Origin of the sequence: Streptomyces sp. IMTB 2501 (assembly GCF_001953885.1) — a bacterium.
In the GTDB taxonomy this organism is placed as follows: Bacteria; Actinomycetota; Actinomycetes; order Streptomycetales; family Streptomycetaceae; genus Streptomyces.
This window is the reverse complement of sequence record NZ_MQUS01000041.1, coordinates 24,649-42,073: the sequence shown is the minus strand read 5'-3', so window position 1 is coordinate 42,073 and position 17,425 is coordinate 24,649. Positions and strand designations below refer to the sequence as shown.

14 protein-coding genes are annotated in these 17,425 nt (G+C 71.9%); 4 read left to right on the top strand and 10 right to left on the bottom strand.

Features of this window, described 5'->3' with window-relative positions:
- Positions 1-87 precede the first annotated feature (87 nt).
- Entirely contained in the window at positions 88-1,143 is a 1,056-nt protein-coding gene (locus AV521_RS41240) for a C40 family peptidase (protein ID WP_076096514.1), read from the top strand.
- Here the strand turns inward: AV521_RS41240 and AV521_RS41235 are convergent.
- Genes AV521_RS41235 through AV521_RS41215 form a run of 5 tightly spaced genes read right to left on the bottom strand, consistent with a single transcriptional unit; the run spans position 1,116 to position 6,847 of the window.
- Positions 1,116-2,369: a styrene monooxygenase/indole monooxygenase family protein gene (locus AV521_RS41235; protein WP_076096512.1), complete on the bottom strand. Its 1,254-nt coding sequence runs from the start codon at positions 2,367-2,369 to the stop codon at positions 1,116-1,118. The genes AV521_RS41240 and AV521_RS41235 overlap by 28 nt on opposite strands.
- 24 nt (positions 2,370-2,393) lie before the next feature.
- Positions 2,394-3,053, bottom strand: coding sequence for an ATP/GTP-binding protein (locus AV521_RS41230; RefSeq protein ID WP_076096510.1), 660 nt, complete (start codon positions 3,051-3,053; stop codon positions 2,394-2,396).
- Positions 3,034-3,444 carry a DUF742 domain-containing protein gene (locus tag AV521_RS41225; protein WP_076096507.1) on the bottom strand — a complete coding sequence of 137 codons (411 nt, stop codon included), beginning with the start codon at positions 3,442-3,444 and terminating at the stop codon, positions 3,034-3,036. The genes AV521_RS41230 and AV521_RS41225 overlap by 20 nt, the downstream gene beginning before the upstream one ends.
- The gene (locus tag AV521_RS41220; RefSeq protein WP_076096505.1) at positions 3,441-3,938 is read right to left on the bottom strand and encodes a roadblock/LC7 domain-containing protein; all 498 of its coding nucleotides are present in this window, start codon (positions 3,936-3,938) and stop codon (positions 3,441-3,443) included. Before AV521_RS41220 ends, AV521_RS41225 begins: the two co-directional genes overlap by 4 nt.
- Positions 3,935-6,847 (bottom strand): nitrate- and nitrite sensing domain-containing protein, encoded by a 2,913-nt coding sequence (locus AV521_RS41215; protein ID WP_079249666.1) that lies wholly within the window; start codon positions 6,845-6,847, stop codon positions 3,935-3,937. The genes AV521_RS41220 and AV521_RS41215 overlap by 4 nt, the downstream gene beginning before the upstream one ends.
- Positions 6,848-7,219: 372 nt before the next feature.
- On the opposite strand from AV521_RS41215, the gene AV521_RS41210 reads away from it, so the two are divergent.
- Complete coding sequence (locus AV521_RS41210; protein ID WP_076096503.1) at positions 7,220-8,008, top strand: protein phosphatase 2C domain-containing protein; 789 nt, start codon at positions 7,220-7,222, stop codon at positions 8,006-8,008.
- Between the two features lie 19 nt (positions 8,009-8,027).
- Here AV521_RS41210 and AV521_RS41205 read toward each other — a convergent pair whose 3' ends face one another.
- Positions 8,028-8,519: a MarR family winged helix-turn-helix transcriptional regulator gene (locus tag AV521_RS41205; RefSeq protein ID WP_076096501.1), complete on the bottom strand. Its 492-nt coding sequence runs from the start codon at positions 8,517-8,519 to the stop codon at positions 8,028-8,030.
- Between the two features lie 249 nt (positions 8,520-8,768).
- Between AV521_RS41205 and AV521_RS41200 the strand changes: the two genes are divergently transcribed.
- Both AV521_RS41200 and AV521_RS41195 read left to right on the top strand, forming a co-directional pair.
- Complete coding sequence (locus tag AV521_RS41200) at positions 8,769-9,602, top strand: lysozyme (RefSeq protein ID WP_076096499.1); 834 nt, start codon at positions 8,769-8,771, stop codon at positions 9,600-9,602.
- Between the two features lie 205 nt (positions 9,603-9,807).
- Positions 9,808-12,168 carry a SpoIIE family protein phosphatase gene (locus AV521_RS41195; RefSeq protein ID WP_076096497.1) on the top strand — a complete coding sequence of 787 codons (2,361 nt, stop codon included), beginning with the start codon at positions 9,808-9,810 and terminating at the stop codon, positions 12,166-12,168.
- A 49-nt stretch (positions 12,169-12,217) separates the two neighbouring features.
- Here the strand turns inward: AV521_RS41195 and AV521_RS41190 are convergent, their stop codons facing one another.
- The 4 genes from AV521_RS41190 to lon all read right to left on the bottom strand — a co-directional run bounded on the left by AV521_RS41190 (position 12,218) and on the right by lon (position 17,411).
- Positions 12,218-12,880, bottom strand: coding sequence for a hypothetical protein (locus AV521_RS41190; RefSeq protein WP_076096495.1), 663 nt, complete (start codon positions 12,878-12,880; stop codon positions 12,218-12,220).
- Positions 12,881-13,013: 133 nt separating this feature from the next.
- Positions 13,014-13,700: a hypothetical protein gene (locus AV521_RS49830; protein WP_179023788.1), complete on the bottom strand. Its 687-nt coding sequence runs from the start codon at positions 13,698-13,700 to the stop codon at positions 13,014-13,016.
- A gap of 152 nt (positions 13,701-13,852) precedes the next feature.
- On the bottom strand, positions 13,853-14,896 hold the full coding sequence (locus AV521_RS41180) for a serine/threonine-protein kinase (protein WP_076096491.1): 1,044 nt from the start codon (positions 14,894-14,896) through the stop codon (positions 13,853-13,855).
- 94 nt (positions 14,897-14,990) lie between these two features.
- Complete coding sequence (lon, locus tag AV521_RS41175; RefSeq protein ID WP_076096489.1) at positions 14,991-17,411, bottom strand: endopeptidase La; 2,421 nt, start codon at positions 17,409-17,411, stop codon at positions 14,991-14,993.
- Between the last annotated feature and the right edge of the window lie 14 nt (positions 17,412-17,425).

The following is a 17,425-nucleotide window of genomic DNA, read 5'->3' as shown; positions in this document are numbered from 1 at the left end:
GGCGCGCGCCTCGCACGTACTACATCTGATTATCGCGGTGCGATAGGGGGCGAACAGCCCGCCCTCCTCTCCGCACGAGGTGATGACGTGTCAGGAACGCTTCCGCGCCTGGCCTGTACGGCCGCGCTGGCGGCCCAGGCCGTCCTCGCGCCCGTACCCGCCGCGGCCGCACCGCGCCCGCAGCGGTCCGTGTCCCAGCTGCTGACGGACCTTCAGCAGCTGTACCGGCAGGCCGAGCAGGCCGCCGAGACCTACAACGCCACCGCGGAGAAGCTGAAGCGGCAGCGCGCCGAGGTGAACCGGCTGGACGGCGAACTGGCCCGCGCCCGCCTCGCGCTGCAGGACAGCCGGGCCGACGCCGGCCGGCTGGCCCGCCGCCAGTACCAGAACGGCGACGCCGACGGCCTCGGCCCGTACGTCCGGGTGCTCCTCGCCCCCGACCCGCAGCACGCGCTGGACGAGGGGCATGTCATCGGCGAACTGGCGCGCGAGCGGGCCCGGACGGTGAGCCGGCTGTCCGCCGCGGAGCAGCGGCAGGACGCCCTGGCCCGGGCCGCCCGCACGGCCCTGGACACCCAGCTGACCCTCGCCGGCCGGCAGAAGAAGCAGCGCGACGACGTCCGCACCAGGCTGGCCGACGTGGAACGCCTGCTGGCCTCCCTCACCCCTGCCCAGCTGGCCGCGATCACCGCCCTGGAGCAGCGGGGCGTCACCGCGGCCCAGCAGCAGCTCGCCGCCTCGGGGGCCCTGCCCACGAACACCACCGCCTCCTCCGAGGGCGGCCGCGCGGTCCGCTACGCCTTGGAGCAGCTCGGCAAGCCGTACGCGTGGGGCGCCGAGGGCCCGGGCGCGTACGACTGCTCGGGCCTCACCTCACAGGCCTGGGAGCACGCGGGCACCCCCATCCCCCGCACCAGCCAGGAGCAGTGGCAACTGCTGCGAAGAATCCCTCTCGGCCAGCTGCGGCCCGGTGACCTCGTCGTCTACTTCCCCGAGGCCACACATGTGGCGATGTACGTGGGGGACGGCGAGGTCGTACAGGCGCCGAGAACGGGCGAGACGGTGAAGGTCTCCCCGCTGGCGTCCTATCCGGTACTCGGCGCGGTACGCCCGGATCAGGCCCCGGCGACCGAGGCCAGGTAGGCGCCCGTCTTCTCCGGGTCGTAGAAGAAGTCCTCGAAGTCGGCCGGGTCGTTGAACGCGTTGGCGAACCGGTCGGCCACCGGCTGGAGCTGGCCGGCCGCGCCGATGAGGTTCAGGATGTGCTCCGGCGGCGGCGCCAGCATCGCGTTGGTCCACTTGGTGACGTGCTGAGCCGTCGCCCAGTACCGGTCGAACGTCGCCTGCATCCAGGCCTCGTCGAACTCCTGGTCCCCGTGTTCGAGGATCGAGGCGAGATAGGCGGCGGCGCACTTGGACGCCGAGTTGGAACCCTGGCCGGTGATCGGGTCGTTCGCGACGACGACGTCGGCGACGCCCAGGACCAGGCCGCCGCCGGGGAGACGCCCGATGGGGTTGCGGACCGTCGGCGCGTAACGGCCCGCCAGCGTGCCACCGGCATCCGTCAGTTCGACCTTCGTCGCCCGCGCGTACTCCCAGGGCGTGAACTTCTCCATGAGCTCCAGGGTCAGGGAGAGGTGCTCCGCCGGGTCCTTGACGCCGTTGAAGACGTCGAGGGGCCCGCCGGGTATGCCCTCCCAGAACAGGATGTCCGCGCGGCCGGAGGTGGTGAACGTCGGCATGATGAACAGCTCGCCGATACCGGGGACCAGGTTGCAGCGGACCGCGTCGAACTCGGGGTGCTCGGGGCGCGGGCCGAGTCCGTGGACGTACGACACCGCGAGGGCGCGCTGCGGCTCGCTGTACGGGGAGCGCGAGGCGTCGCGGCCGAACATCTGGACCAGCTCGCCCTTGCCGGCCGAGACCAGCACGAGGTCGTAGGTGCGGGAGAAGTAGTCGAGGTCGCCCACCGCCGCGCCGTGGATGACCAGCTGGCCGCCGCGCTGGGCGAAGGTCTCCATCCAGCCGGCCATCTTCACCCGCTGGTCGACCGACTGCGCGTACCCGTCCAGCTTGCCCACCCAGTCGATCGCCCGCTGGGTGGGGCCCGGGTCGTGCGAGCCGGGGGCCGCGACCGAGACGCCGAGTCCCTCGATCTTCGGGGCCTGGGACTCCCAGAAGTTCAGCTGGAGATCGCGCTCGTGCTGCAGCGCCGTGTGGAACATGCACTGCGTCGACATGACCCGGCCGGTGCGGATCTCGTCCGCGGTCCGGTTCGACATCAGGGTGACCTCGTAGCCGTGCGACTGCAGGCCGAGGGCGAGCTGGAGGCCGGACTGGCCGGCTCCTACGACGAGTATCTTCCGCATGCGGGTGAGGACTCCTAACAGGGACTACTCGGGGGTTTCGTCCAGCGCGTGGCCGACCAGGGCCAGCAGTGTCTCGATGGCCGAAATACGACGCCGCGCATCCATGATCATGACAGGGACGTGCGCGGGTATCGTCAGCGCCTCCCGTACGTCCTCCGGCTCGAACAGCTCGCTGCCGTCGAAGTGGTTGACCGCGACGACGTACGGCAGCCCGCAGCTCTCGAAGTAGTCCAGTGCCGGGAAACAGTCCTTCAGCCGACGGGTGTCGGCCATCACGACCGCACCGATCGCGCCACGCACCAGGTCGTCCCACATGAACCAGAACCGGTGCTGGCCGGGGGTGCCGAACAGGTAGAGCACCAGGTCGTCGTCGAGCGTGATGCGGCCGAAGTCCATGGCCACGGTGGTGGTGAGCTTGCCCGGTGTGGCGGTGAGGTCGTCGGTCTCCTCGCTCGCCTCGGTCATCAGCGCCTCGGTCTGCAGAGGTGTGATCTCCGAGACGGCCGTGACCAGGGTGGTCTTGCCGACGCCGAAGCCGCCCGCCACCACGATCTTCGTGGCGATGGGGGCCCGGGTGCGGTCCGTCTGCCAGGCCTTCAGGTCGTCGTCGGGCTCGGCGAAGCCGGCGACGAGGGGGGTGCCTCCGACGGCGGAGGCGGCGGTGTCAGAGACGACGGAGTCCACTCAGCACCCTTTCCAGCAGCGCGCGGTCCGGGCGGCCGGTGCCGTGACCGGTGCCGGTGCCGTACACACGGATCTTTCCCTGGTCCGCGAGGTCGCTCAGGAGCACGCGGACCACGCCGAGCGGCATCTTCAGCAGCGCGGCGATCTCGGCCACCGTGCGCATACGGCGGCACAGTTCGACTATGGCCCGCATCTCCGGCATGACCCGGGTGCTGACAGGGCCATTCATCAGTTCCCTGCGCTCCTCCGGGGCTTCGAGCGCCGCGACGAACGTCTCCACGAGGAGGACATGGCCGAAGCGGGTACGGCCGCCGGTGAGCGAGTAGGGGCGGACGCGGGCGGGTTTGCGGTCGCCGCCGCGCACGGGGAGTTTATTGGGCGTGCCGCTCATCGGGCGCTCCCCGTCGACTCGGCCTCCAGGGATTTCCGCAGCTCGCTGCGGAGTTCAGGGGTGAGGACATGGCCGGCGCGGCCTACGAACAGCGCCATGTGGTACGCCACCACGCTCATGTCGCACTCGGCGGAACCGTGCACGCCGAGCAGCGAGCCGTCACTGATCGACATCACGAACAGGCTGCCCTCCTCCATCGCGATCATCGTGTGCTTGACCCCGCCGAACTCCATCAGCCGGGCGGCGCCGACGGTGAGGCTGCCGATGCCGGAGACGATGGTGGCAAGGTCGGCGGAGGAGCCCCTCGGGCCCTTTGCCGGGCGCTTTTCGCGGGATTCAGCCGTGCGCGCGGGGTCGGAGGAGAGCAGGAGCAGGCCGTCGGAGGAGACCACGGCGACGGACTGGATGCCGGGGACTTCCTCGACCAGGTTGGTCAGCAGCCAGTGCAGGTTGCGGGCCTCACTGCTCAGTCCGAAGGTACTGGGCGCGGTCAACTGCTTGCCTCCTCGACGGTGCCCCCCGTGGCTGGTGTCCTGAACTGGCCGGTCTGTTCGGCGATCTCCGCCTCTACGTCGCGGTAGCCGGCCTGGGCGCCGCTGCGGAAGCCGCCCAGCCTGCGGCGGAGGGCCTCGGCGTCGACGCCTGTGCTGCGCTGGCGGGGCGGGGTGGCGGCCGGTGCGGTGATCTTGGGGGTGCGCTTGGGCAGGCCCTTCGCCGTCACCGCCTCGGCTTCGTCTTCGGCGGGGATTTCGTCCCCATCCGCACCATCCGCACCACGCGCACCACCCGTACCGCTTTCGTCGCCGGGTGCGGGTCGCCACTGCGAGGCGTCCCCGGCATCGGCGGCCGCCGGGTCCGTGGGCGCCGAGTCCGCTCGGCCGGCCGTGGGATCCGTCATGCCGGCCGTGGGCTCCGGCCCGAAGTCCGCCGTGATGTCCGGGAGCAGCAGTTCCATCGTCGACTCGGCGAACGTTTCCGCCGGGGCCTTCGGTCGGGTTTCCGTGTCCTGGATGACCGGGGCGGCCTCTTCGTGGACCGCGTGTTCCGCCGGGACGTCGGCGGCGTGCCCCGTCGGGACCGTCGGCTCTGCGGGCTCCGTGGGCTCTGCCGGACCCTCGGGGGCGTCGGAAGCTTCTCGGACCGTGCGTTCCGCCAGCGCGACCAACGGGTCCATGTCCTTGGTGCGGCCGTGCAGGACGTTGGAGTTGACCTCGGCGTCGGCGCCCGGGAGGGAGAAGGTGGCCGTGGCGCTCATGGAGGTGGTCTGCGGAGGCAGCGCGGTCGGCGGGGCCTCGGCCAGGAGAGTGGCCGGCAGGACGACGACCGCGGCGATGCCGCCCTGCTTCTGCTCGCGCAGCTGGACGCGGACACCGTGGCGGTGGGCGAGGCGGGCGACGACGTACAGGCCGAGGCCGAGACCGTCCGCGGCCTCCTGGTCGTACGGCGACTCGGGGTCGAAGTCCGCGAGACGGGAGTTGAGGCGGTCCAGCCGGTCGGTCGCCATGCCGATGCCCTCGTCGTGGACCGACAGCATCACCTCGCCGCTCTCCAGCAGCCAGCCGGAGACCTCCACCGGCAGCTCCGGCGGGGAGAACGAGGTGGCGTTCTCCATCAGTTCGGCGAGCAGGTGGGAGAGGTCGTCGGCGGCGAAACCCGCCACGTGGGCGTGCGGCGGGAGCGCGGCGATACGGACGCGTTCGTAGCGCTCGATCTCGCTGACGCCCGCCCGGACCACGTCGACCAGCGGAACCGCGCCGTGGTGCTGCTGGACATGCTCGGCGCCGGCCAGCACCAGCAGGTTCTCGCTGTGCCGGCGCATGACCGTGGCGAAGTGGTCCAGCTTGAAGAGGGTGGCGAGGCGGTCGGGGTCCTGTTCGCGGTCCTCCAGGCCCTCGATCACCGCGAGCTGGCGTTCGACCAGGCCGAGGGTGCGCAGCGAGAGGTTCACGAACGTGTTGCCGATGCTGGTGCGCAGCCGCTCCAGCTGCTCGGCGGCCTGGCCCAGCTCGGCCTGGAGGGCCTCGCGGGCGTCGGCCATCCGCTGCCGCTGGCCGACCAGGTGCTTGCGGTCGGTCTCCAGGGTGGTGACCCGCTCGTGCGCGGTGACGGTCTGCTCGTGCAGGGCGACCGCGTGCGCGTGCAGGGCGTTGACCGAGCGGACGACCTGGGCGAACTCGTCGTTGCGGCCGGTGAAGGCGATCGGTTCCTGGGCGGCCGGGTCCGCGGACTCCGCCAGGCGGGCCGAGCCGCGCCGCAGGACGGACAGCGGGCGGGTCAGCGTACGGGCCATGGCCGTGGCGAGGCCGACGGCCACCAGCTCCAGGGCGCCGAGCACCGCGATACGGATCTCCAGGGCCGTGACGTCGTCGTCCCGGAGTTTCGCCAGGTCCTTGGTGCGGTGGTCGTAGAGGGCCGATTCGGCGCCGCGCATCAGGTCGACGCGGGCGGACAGGGCCGCGTCCAGCTTCTTGGTGCTGGTGGTCAGTTCGCTGTCGGCCAGCGTCGGCTGGTCGGTGAGCGTGGCCAGGTACTTGTCCGCCGAGTTGACGTCGGAGCCGGTGACCGTGGAGTCGTAGGAGTCGACGGCCGTCTTGGGGGCGGTGGCGCGGAAGTCGGCGAGGGCCACGTCGGCGCGCAGCCGGGCCTGCTGGGCGGCGGCGGTCAGTTCGTCGCGCTGCTTCGCATCGGCCGCGGAGGCGGTGGAGGTCGTGCTGAGCAGGCCGGTGACGGGGTTGATCACCGTCCGGGTGGTGGACGGCACGTTGAGCGCGGCCAGCAGCAGTCCGCGGGCGGCGGCGGACTGCTGGACGGCGGAGTCGAGTTCGGCGAGCGCGTGGGCGCCGGAGCCGGCCCGCGGGGGTGTCTGGTCGGCCAGCTGCTCGGCGACCCGGTGCAGTTCGGTGATGGCCGCCGAGTAGGCCTGGTGGGCCTGGAGGGCGGTGCTCTTGCCGGTGAGGGCGTCGTGCCGGACGGCGGCGATGCCGTCGAGCTCGTCCCGCAGGTCCGCCGGGGTGTCGCTCTCGGCGCGCAGGTCCTCGACCTGCCGGTCGACCCGGGCGCTGCGGTCCTCGGAGGGGGCTTTCGCCTTGGGCCGCCCCGCCGCGATGTAGGAGGTGACCTCGTCGCGCTCGTCCGCCAGGGAGTGCGCGAGGGCGAGGGCGTCCTCGGTGCGGCCGGCCAGTGTCACCAGGTCCTGGGAGTCGCTGACGTCCTGGGAGGCGGTGAGCAGGGAGGGCGCACCGGCTCCCGCGACGGCGGCGGCCACCACGGCGACGGCGACGATCAGCCGGGTGCGCACATGAGTGGGGCGGCCGGTGCCCGCGGGATCGTGCTGGGCGGTCCCTTCGGGGGCCGTCTGCCTGCCTGTGCGCCGAGGCCGCTTCATCTGCACCGGTGCTCGCATTCCTGAACTCGTCTACCCAAGGACCCGGGTGGCGCCCCGTCAGCCCTGTGCCAAGTGGTGCCTACACCCGGTTCGTACGGTTCCCGACCCTCCCAGCGCCGGTGAGCAGTGGTCGTGCATCACCTGACCCGCCACCCGAAGGAGTGAACATCGGAGGAGAGTTGGCGGGCAAGTTCCTGCGGGGCGGGCGCGTCTCATGAGCGGCACGCCGGTTGGACGCGCGCGGCAGGCTTTGGCAGTATTCGCCAGCACGCCTTCCCGGAGCGGCTCATTCCCGCCCAAAACAGGCGCCTGACCTGCTAGGTCGTATCAATTCACAGGCGGTTGCCAGCCTTTGGCGAGTTCTGTGAAGGGGTCGTGCAGACTGGCTGAATGCGAACTGATCTCGTCTCGGAACCCGGTGACGCGAACCGCCCCAACGAGGACTTCGCCGGTGTCGGACTACCTGCCTCCGGACAGGGAGGTTGCGTGATCGTCCTGGACGGAGTGACTCCACCGAGGGGTGAGACGGGGTGTCTGCATTCGGTCCCCTGGTTCACCGCGCGGCTCGGGGGCGCGCTGACCGAACTGACCGTTTCGAGCAGAGATCTGACACTCCCGGAGATTCTCGGGCGGGCGATCGGCCGCACCGCCGAGGCTCATGCGCAAACCTGTGAACTTTCTCACCCGCGAACTCCTCAGGCAACTGTCGCCCTGGCCCGCTGGTCCGCCGACGCGGTCGAGTACCTGGTGCTGTCCGACTCGGCCCTGCTGCTGCAGAGCCCCGACGGGACGGTCACCCCGGTCCTGGACGACCGCCTGGACCGGATCCCGCGCCCCGCGCTCGCCACCGAGGCCCTGGTGGACGCCACACTGCGCAACAAGGAGGGCGGTTTCTTCACGGCCGCCGCCGACCCCTCGGTGGCCGCCCGCGCGGTCGCCGGCACCGTGCCCCGCCGCGAGGTGCGCGCCCTGGCCGCGCTGACGGACGGCGCGACCCGCTGGACGGAGAAGTTCCACGAGGGCGACTGGCGGGCCCTGTTCGAGATGGTCGCGAAGGAGGGCGCCCGGTCGCTGGTGGAACGGGTCCGGGAGCTGGAGACGGCGGACCGGGAGGAGCGGGCGTTCCTGCGGCGGAGCAAGACGCACGACGACGCCACGGTGGTGTACGTGGAGCTGTGAGCGCTCTCCCCACTCCGCCCTACTTCTCCATGACGCCGTTCAACTGGTGCAGCAGCCGGGCCAGTTCGGAGACCTCCCTGCGGTCCCAGTGGGCGAGCTGGCTGACGTAGCGGGCGCGGCGCGCCTCGCGGACCTTGCCGACGCGGCCGCGTCCCTCGTCGGTCAGGGTGACGAGCCAGGCGCGACCGTCGGCGGGGTCGGGTTCGCGGGCGATCAGGCCCAGTTCCTCCAGGGCCCGCAGCTGGCGGGACATGGTGGCCTTGCCTACGCCGATGTAGCCGGCGAGTTCCGTGGCCCGCTGGCCGCCGCACTCGTCCAGCCGGATGAGCAGGCCGTACGCGGAGGACTCCAGGTCGGGATGGACCTCGCGGGCCATCTCACCCTGGTTGGCCCGGGCTCGCCGCAGCAGCACGGTCAACTCCCGCTCCAGTGCCAGGAATTCCTGGTCTGCACCACTGGGTGTCACCTGGTGGGCGCCGCCGTGTGCGTCGCCGTTTCCGTCCTCGTGCACGTCAGCACCCCTGCTCGGTTTCGCGGTCCTGAAAGTTTCTGCCAAAAGTCGTCATTGCCGCAGCTCTGTAAGTATTTCGCAGGCGTAGACCAACGACGGCGCCCGGACCCCCTTCCCACGCCGTCATCTACGTGCGTAGCTTCTTTATCAGGCCATCAATGGCATGCCCACGCCAGTACGGCCACCGGTACACGGTCACTGCCACGTTCCCCCTCCCCCACCCTCACCCCCACTCCCCGGAGGCACGTCATGTCCGTGCACAGACCCGGCTCCGACCGTCCCGTCCGACCGCGCCCGCTCGCCGTCCTTGTCACGGCCCTGCTCGCGGCGCTCTCCCTGGCCCTTCCCCTCACCTCTGCCCACGCCGCGACCAAGCCCGGCCGCGGCTCCGCCCACATGGGCATGGGCGTCCCCGCGCACGACGGGCGGCACGGAGCCCCCACCTCCGCTGACGTCACCCAGACCGAGGGCGTGGATGTCTCCGCCTATCAGGGCAACGTCGCCTGGTCGACCCTGTGGAGCAGCGGGGTGCGCTGGGCCTACACCAAGGCGACGGAGGGCACGTACTACACGAACCCGTACTTCGCGCAGCAGTACAACGGCTCGTACAACGTGGGCATGATCCGCGGCTCCTACCATTTCGCGACCCCGGACACCACCAGCGGCGCCACCCAGGCGAGCTATTTCGTCAGCCACGGCGGCGGCTGGTCCAAGGACGGCAAGACCCTCCCCGGCGCGCTCGACATCGAGTGGAACCCGTACGGGGCGGCCTGCTACGGCAGGACCGCGAGCGAGATGGTCAGCTGGATCGCCGACTTCGTCACCACCTACAGGTCGCTGACCAGCCGCTACCCCGTGATCTACACGGCGACCAGCTGGTGGACCCAGTGCACCGGCAACTACGGCGGCTTCGCGGCGAACAACCCGCTGTGGATCGCCCGGTACGCCTCGGACCCGGGGACCCTGCCGGCCGGCTGGTCGTACTACACGATGTGGCAGTACACCTCCTCCGGCCCGACGGTCGGCGACCACGACAAGTTCAACGGCGCACTGGACCGGGTGCAGGCGCTGGCGAACGGCTAGGGCAACACGCTCCCGGCCGGGGCCCGGGGCTGCCCCCGGACAAGCACAGCAACGGCGCACTGGACCGGGTGCGGGCGCCGGCGTGCGGCCGGCCCCGGCCTGGAGCGTGCCGTGGGCGTTCTGCTGGTGACTGCGTTGGTGCTCCGCGCCGCTCGGGATCATGCTGGTCAGTAGAGCCTGCCGAGCAAGGGCGAGATGATCGGCGATGGAGCGACAGTCGACGTACACGGCCACGGCCACCATCGATGAGCACGGCATCCTCACGAGCTGGAGCGAGGGCGCGGAGCGGCTGCTCGGCTACGACTCCCCGGCCGTCGTCGGCCGGCCGGCCACCGCGCTGCTCGCCGCCGACGGCTCGACGGCCCGGCGGATCGTCGCCGGGCGCGAGCGCTGGAACGGCACCGTCCCGCTGCGGCACCGCGACGGCCGGCTGCTGGAGCTGGGTGTGCTCGCGCACCGCCGGACCTCGGCGGCCGGCGTCACCGACTGGCTCGTGGTGAGCGCCGTGACGGCCCGGCCGCAACCTCCCCGCGGCGAACCGCTGGAGGAGTGGACCTTCCTGCAGTCCCCCTTCCCGCTGGCGATCTTCGACGCCGACCTGCGGCTCGTCCGCGCCAACCGCCGGATGGAACACGCCCTCGCCCTGCCCGAGGCCGCCATGCGCGGGCTGCGGCTGCCGCACATCGCGCCCGGTGCCGCGAGTGAGGAGGCCGACCGGTCGATGCGGCGGGCGCTGGACTCCGGCCGGCCGCAGGAGGCCCGGGCCCGGCTCGGCCCGCAGTTCGGCCGTACCGCCGTGCTCAGCCCGCTGAAGGACGCCGGCGGCCGGGTGCGCGCCGTCTGCCTGTCCACGGAGGTACCCGCCACGGACTCCGCCGGCCGGCAGCCCCCGCCGGGCGAGAGCGGCTCGCGTGTCGGCTCGGCGACGGACCAGGCCCGCGCCGCGCAGGAACTCGGCGAGGTCACGGTCCCCCGGCTCGCCGACGTCATGGCGGTCGACCTGCTCGACTCCCCGCGCGACGCGAACGAGGACCCCGCCCCGGGGCCCGGCCCGGTCATACTGCGCCGCGCCGCCCTGCGCGCCGTCCCGGACGGCACCGGACCCGCCTACGGCACCGGCGTGGGCGAGGCGATCGTCTGCCCGGTGGACTCCCCTCCGGCCCAGTGCCTCGCGGCGGGCCGGCCGCTGCTGTACGACACGACTGACCCGGTCGTCGGCGAGTGGGCGGCGGCGGACCCGGGCGCGGCCTGGCTGCGCGCCTCCGAGGCACGCGCGCTGCTGGCGGTGCCGCTGCTCGTCCAGGGCAGCACGCTCGGCGTGGCGCTCTTCGGCCGGCGCCCCGGGCGGGGGGCCTTCGGCCCGGAGGAGCTGCGGCTGGCGCAGGAGTTCACGGCCAAGGCGGCCGCCGGCATCCGGCAGGCCCGCTCCTACACTCGCGCCCGCACCACCACCATGGCGCTGCAGCACAGCCTGCTCCCGCACACGCTGCCCGAGCAGGCGGCCCTGGAGATCGCCACCCGCTATCTGCCCGCCGCGACCCGGGCCGGGGTGGGCGGCGACTGGTTCGACGTGATCCCGCTGTCCGGCGCGCGGGTGGCACTCGTCGTGGGCGATGTGGTGGGCCACGGCATCCGTGCCTCGGCCACCATGGGCCGGCTGCGCACCGCCGTACGCACCCTCGCCGATGTCGATCTGCCGGCCGACGAACTCCTCACCCACCTCGACGACCTGGTCCTCAGGCTCGCCGCCGACGAGGGCAGCGCGGACCCGGCCGCCGAGACCGCCGGCGGCATCGGCACCACCTGTCTGTACGCGGTCTACGACCCGGTCTCACGTCGCTGCACCCTGGCCCGGGCCGGGCATCCGCCGCCCGCCGTGGTCACCCCGGACGGCGCCGTGCGCTTCCTGGACGTGCCCGCGGGGCCGCCGCTCGGGCTCGGCGGGCTGCCGTTCGAGACCATCGAGACCGATCTGCCCGAGGGCAGCCTGCTCGTCCTCTACACCAACGGGCTGTTCGAGGCCCGCGAGCACGACATCGACGAGGCGCTGGACATGATGTTCGCGGCGCTCGGCCGGCCCGCGAAGTCGCTGGACGCGCTCTGCGACCATGTGCTCACCGCGCTGCTGAGCCACCGCCCGGACGACGACATCGCCCTGCTCGTCGCCCGCACCCGGGTCCTGCACGAGGACCGGGTCGCCGCCTGGGAGCTGCGGAACGACCCCACGGACGTCTCCCGCGCCCGTCACCTGGTGCACGACCAGCTGACCGCGTGGGATCTGGAGGAAGCCGGCTTCACCACCGAGCTGATGGTCAGCGAGCTGGTCACCAACGCCATGCGGTACGGCCGCCCGCCCATCCAGCTCCGGCTGATCCACCGGGACGCGACCCTGATCTGCGAGGTGTACGACTCCAGCGGCACCACCCCGCACATGCGGCGCGCCCGCATCTTCGACGAGGGCGGCCGGGGCCTGCTGCTGGTCGCCCAACTGGCCGACCGCTGGGGCACCCGGCACGACCGGGTCGGCAAGACGGTGTGGGCGGAGCAGTCGCTGACCGAGCCCTGACATGGGTCTGCCCCGCCGGGCGGCGGGGCAGGGGGTCTGGTTCCTGTCGTCAGTTGACGACTACGTCGCCGGAGTTGTCGCCGGAGTTGTCCTGGGCGGGCGCGGCGGGCGCGGACGCCGGGTCCTGGGACGACTGGCCGGAATCCGACTGGCCGGAGTCCGACTGGCCGGAGTCCGAGCCGGGGTGGCCCTGCATCGAGGGCTGGTCCCCGTTGGACGGGGGATCCGCCGGGGCGGGGCCGGCCGGGTCGGACGGGGCGGACCCGCCGGTCTCACCCGGGTCGGGAGCCGGGTGGTCCGGGCACGGAGGGCCGTTCTTGCCGTTGGTGCCGGTGCCGTTGCGGCCGTTGGTACCCCGGCCACCGCACGAGCCCCTGCCGGTGCCGCCCATGCCTCCGGTGCCGATGCCGCCCGGAGCCGTGCAGACCGTGGCGTCGCCGCCCGTGCCGTCGCCACCGTTGCCGCCCGTCGCGTTGCCGGCGCGGCAGTAGTCGTCGTCGCCGTGGTCTCCGTCCCCGTGCCGGTGGTGGCCCTCGTGATGGTCGTCCCCGTGGTCACCGTGGTCCCCGTGGTCACCGTCCGCGATCAGCCTCACGCCGTGCAGCGCGGGAGCGGCGACAGCGGCGCCTGCCGGGATCAGGATTCCGCCGAGGGGAAGCAGGATGGACGCGGCGGCCACCGCCAGGCCACTCTTCCGGGTCTTGCTGGTCATGAGGAATTTCGTTTCTTGAGGGGGTTGGTTCTGGGAATTTCTTGGACCTGCGGGTCCGGCCGTCCGGGGGTGCGGCTGTCGGCCGCACCCCCGACTTCACCGGCGCTCACTCGCTGCTTTCGCGATGTGGGCGTCATTCGGCAGAGGCGTCGCCACCATTTCCACCGGTGGCGTTGCCACCGTCCTGAGCCGAGGCGTTACCGCCATTACCACCGGTCGCATCGCCACCACCATCGGACTTGGCGTTACCCCCATTACCACCGGTCGCATCGCCGCCACCGTCGGACGTGGCATTACCGCCATTACCACCGGTCGCATCGCCGCCACCGTCGGACGTGGCATTACCGCCATTACCACCGGTCGCGTCGCCACCACCGTCGGACGTGGCGTTACCCCCATTACCACCGGTCGCATCGCCACCACCGTCGGACGTGGCATTACCGCCATTACCACCGGTCGCGTTGCCGCCATCCTTGGACGTGGCATTACCGCCATTACCACCGGTCGCATCGCCACCACCGTCGGACTTGGCGTTACCACCATTACCACCGGTCGCATCGCCGCCGCCCTCGGACTTGGCATTACCGCCATTACCACCGGTCGCATTCCCGTGACCGTGGTCATGGGACTTGCAGTGGTTGTTGTGGTGATACGCGAAGGCCATGTTCGCGACCGGCGACTGGGGCATCGTGGCCGCCGAGGCCGCGGTGGCCGGCAGGATCACGCCTCCGCCGATGACCACGGCCGAAGCCACGATCGTGGAGAGGCGGAAACCGCGCTTGGGACGACGGTTGTCAACATTCTCGTTCATACGGTCCATGACTTTCTCCTACTCGATTGGGGGCCTTTTCGGTTTCCGGTGTCTCCGGTGCGGCCCGTGCTTCAAGTAGGCGGGAAAGGCACAGGGTGGGTCACGTTCCGAGGATTCGGGACTTGACGGCGCGAAGTAAGCCCGATATAAGCCCGGACGGATCAGTTCTGCGCTCCGTCGACCGGGCCCTTGAGGACGGGGCCGGCCCAGGTGGGCGGCTCGGGCGCGGGGTGGGGGGCCGTCTCCGAGCCGGAATCCGCGCACGGCTCCACGCGGGGAGCGGCGACGGCGGCGGCCGTCCGGATGTCCACCTGCGTCGGCGTACGCCCACGCGGACCCGCCTCGCCGATGGCGGTACGCAGCGCCGCCACGAACTCCAGGCAGGAGTCGTAGCGGTCGTCCGGGGCCTTCGCGAGCGCTTGCCTCAGGACGTCGTCGGCGGCCACCGGGACGTCCGGCCGCTCCTGACTGAGGGAGGGCGGTGGATCGTACTGGTGGGCCCACAGCAGTTCCAGGTGGTCCTCCCGCTGGAAGAGCGGGGCTCCCGCGAGCATCTCGTAAACCACACAGGCCAGGCTGTACTGGTCGGCCCTGCCATCCACCGGACGCCCGGCGATCCGCTCGGGCGCCACGTAGTCGAGGGTGCCGACGAACTCGCCCGCGGTGGTGAACCCGGTGAGCGACAGCGACTTCTTCGCCAGCCCGAAGTCGGTGAGATAGACGTGCTCGGGGTGGTCGCTGTCGACGCCCCTGGCGACCATGACGTTGGCCGGTTTGACGTCCCGGTGCACCAGCTCGCGCGCGTGGGCGGCGTCCAGGGCGGACGCCAGCTGGGCCGCGATACGCAGCGCGGCCGCCACCGGCAGCGGGCCCTCCCCGTCGATCAGGGCGCGCAGGTCCCGGCCCGCGACGAAGCACATGGCGATGTAGAGGATCCCGTCCGCCTCGCCGGCCTCGAAGACGGGGACGATGTTGGGATGGTCGATGGCGGCCGCCACCCGCGACTCCTGGGCGAAGCGACGACGGAAGGCGTCGTTGCGGGTGTACTCCGGGGCGAGCAGCTTGAGCGCGACCGTCCGGCCGAGGCGCAGATCCCTGGCCTGGTAGACGACGGCCATGCCACCACGGCCGAGTTCGCGTTCCACCCGGTAGCCCGCGATCTCGGCCCCGATCAGACCGGAGGGGCTCTTGGGGGGCCAACTCACGCCTGAATTCTACCGACCCATACCCCCATGAGCGTATGGCGAAGGCCCGGGCCTCCCTCACGGGACCCGGGCCTCGCCTTCCCCGAGGCGTCCGTCACGCCGCCACGGGAACCTCCGGCGCCGCCCCGTTCGTCGCAGGGGCGAGCGCCAGCTCCAGGACCTGGCGGACGTCGGTCACGGTGTGGACGTCGAGCTTGTCCAGCACCTCGGCCGGGACGTCGTCCAGGTCGGGTTCGTTGCGCTTGGGGATGATCACGGTGGTCACCCCGGCGCGCTGGGCGGCGAGCAGCTTCTGCTTCACGCCGCCGATGGGCAGCACCCGGCCGGTCAGCGAGACCTCGCCGGTCATCGCCACGTCCGTGCGCACCAGGCGCCCGGAGAGCAGCGACGCGAGCGCCGTCGTCATCGTGATGCCCGCGCTCGGGCCGTCCTTCGGGACCGCGCCCGCCGGGAAGTGGATGTGCGCGCCGCGGTCCTTCAAGTCGCCGACCGGCAGCTCCAGTTCGGCGCCATGGCTGCGCAGGAAGCTCAGCGCGATCTGCGCCGACTCCTTCATCACGTCACCCAGCTGACCGGTGAGGGTCAGACCGGCCGCGCCCGTCTCCGGGTCGGCGAGGGACGCCTCGACGAAGAGGACGTCACCGCCGGCTCCGGTGACCGCGAGACCGGTCGCCACGCCCGGCACGGACGTACGGCGCTCTGCCGGGTCCTGGGCGGACTCGGGCACATGGTGCGGGCGCCCGATCAGACCGCGCAGGTCCGCGTCCCGGACCGTGAACGGCAGCTCCCGCTCGCCGAGTTCGTGCTGGGCCGCGACCTTGCGGAGCAGGCGTGCGATGGACCGCTCCAGGGTGCGCACGCCCGCCTCGCGGGTGTACTCGCCGGCGAGCTTGCGCAGCGCGCCCTCGTCGATCGTGACCTCGTCCCTGTCGAGTCCCGCCCGCTCCAGCTGACGCGGGAGCAGGTGGTCGCGGGCGATGACGACCTTCTCGTCCTCGGTGTAGCCGTCCAGGCGGACGATCTCCATCCGGTCGGCGAGCGCCTCCGGGATGGCCTCCAGGACGTTGGCGGTGGCCAGGAAGACCACGTCCGACAGGTCGAGTTCGACCTCCAGGTAGTGGTCCCGGAAGGTGTGGTTCTGCGCCGGGTCCAGGACTTCGAGCAGGGCCGCGGCGGGGTCGCCGCGGTAGTCGGAGCCCACCTTGTCGATCTCGTCCAGCAGGACCACCGGGTTCATGGACCCGGCCTCCTTGACGGCCCGCACGATCCGGCCGGGCAGCGCGCCGACGTACGTACGGCGGTGGCCGCGGATCTCGGCCTCGTCCCGGACGCCGCCGAGGGCGACGCGGACGAACTTGCGGCCCATCGCATGCGCGACGGACTCGCCGAGCGACGTCTTGCCGACGCCGGGCGGGCCGACGAGGGCCAGTACGGCGCCACCGCGCCGGCCGCCGATGACGCCCAGGCCGCGGTCGCTACGGCGCTTGCGCACCGCCAGGTACTCGGTGATGCGCGCCTTCACGTCCTCCAGGCCGGCGTGCTCGGCGTCCAGGATCGCCTTGGCGCCCTGGATGTCGTACGCGTCCTCGGTCCGCTCGTTCCACGGCATTTCGAGGATCGTGTCCAGCCATGTGCGGATCCAGGAGCCCTCCGGGGACTGGTCGCTGGACCGCTCCAGCTTGTCGGCCTCCTTGAGCGCGGCCTCGCGGACCTTCTCCGGCAGGTCGGCGGCCTCCACGCGGGCGCGGTAGTCGTCGGACTCCTCGCCGTCCTGCTCGCCGTTCAGCTCGCGCAGTTCCTTGCGGACGGCCTCCAGCTGGCGGCGGAGCAGGAACTCGCGCTGCTGCTTGTCGACGCCCTCCTGGACGTCCTTGGCGATGGTCTCGGCCACGTCCTGCTCGGCGAGGTGCTCGCGGAGCTGCTGCGTGGCGAGCTTCAGCCGGGCCACCGGGTCGGCGGTCTCCAGCAGCTCGACCTTCTGTTCGGTGGTGAGGAACGGCGAGTAGCCGGAGTTGTCGGCGAGCGCCGAGACGCCCTCGATGGCCTGGACGCGGTCGACGACCTGCCAGGCGCCGCGCTTCTTCAGCCAGGTGGTGGCGAGCGCCTTGTACTCCTTGACCAGGTCCGCGATCTGACCCGGCAGCGGGTCCGGCACGCTCTCGTCGATACGCGTGCCCTCGACCCACAGGGCGGCGCCGGGACCGGTGGTGCCGGCGCCGATCCGCACGCGGCTGCGGCCCCGGATCAGAGCCCCCGGGTCACCGTCGGCCAGCCGGCCGACCTGCTCGACCGTGCCCAGCACACCGGTCTTCGCGTACGTGCCGTCGATGCGTGGCACCAGCAGCACCCTGGGCTTGCCCGGCTCCGACCGGGCGGCGGCCTGTGCGGCCTCCACCGCGGACCGTACGTCGGCGTCGCTCAGGTCCAGCGGAACCACCATGCCGGGCACCACGACCTCGTCGTCGAGCGGCAGCACGGGCAGTACGAGCGTGAACGCCGTGGACTCAGCAGCCATGATCTCCCCTTCGG

Excerpts from the sequence above, each read along its gene's own strand:
- lon (WP_076096489.1), bottom strand. The coding sequence starts at position 17,411 with ATGGCTGCTGAGTCCACGGCGTTCACGCTCGTACTGCCCGTGCTGCCG.
- AV521_RS41190 (WP_076096495.1), bottom strand. The coding sequence starts at position 12,880 with ATGACCAGCAAGACCCGGAAGAGTGGCCTGGCGGTGGCCGCCGCGTCC.
- AV521_RS41195 (WP_076096497.1), top strand. The coding sequence starts at position 9,808 with ATGGAGCGACAGTCGACGTACACGGCCACGGCCACCATCGATGAGCAC.
- AV521_RS49830 (WP_179023788.1), bottom strand. The coding sequence starts at position 13,700 with ATGGACCGTATGAACGAGAATGTTGACAACCGTCGTCCCAAGCGCGGT.
- AV521_RS41210 (WP_076096503.1), top strand. The coding sequence starts at position 7,220 with ATGCGAACTGATCTCGTCTCGGAACCCGGTGACGCGAACCGCCCCAAC.
- AV521_RS41225 (WP_076096507.1), bottom strand. The coding sequence starts at position 3,444 with ATGAGCGGCACGCCCAATAAACTCCCCGTGCGCGGCGGCGACCGCAAA.
- AV521_RS41215 (WP_079249666.1), bottom strand. The coding sequence starts at position 6,847 with ATGCGAGCACCGGTGCAGATGAAGCGGCCTCGGCGCACAGGCAGGCAG.
- AV521_RS41200 (WP_076096499.1), top strand. The coding sequence starts at position 8,769 with ATGTCCGTGCACAGACCCGGCTCCGACCGTCCCGTCCGACCGCGCCCG.
- AV521_RS41235 (WP_076096512.1), bottom strand. The coding sequence starts at position 2,369 with ATGCGGAAGATACTCGTCGTAGGAGCCGGCCAGTCCGGCCTCCAGCTC.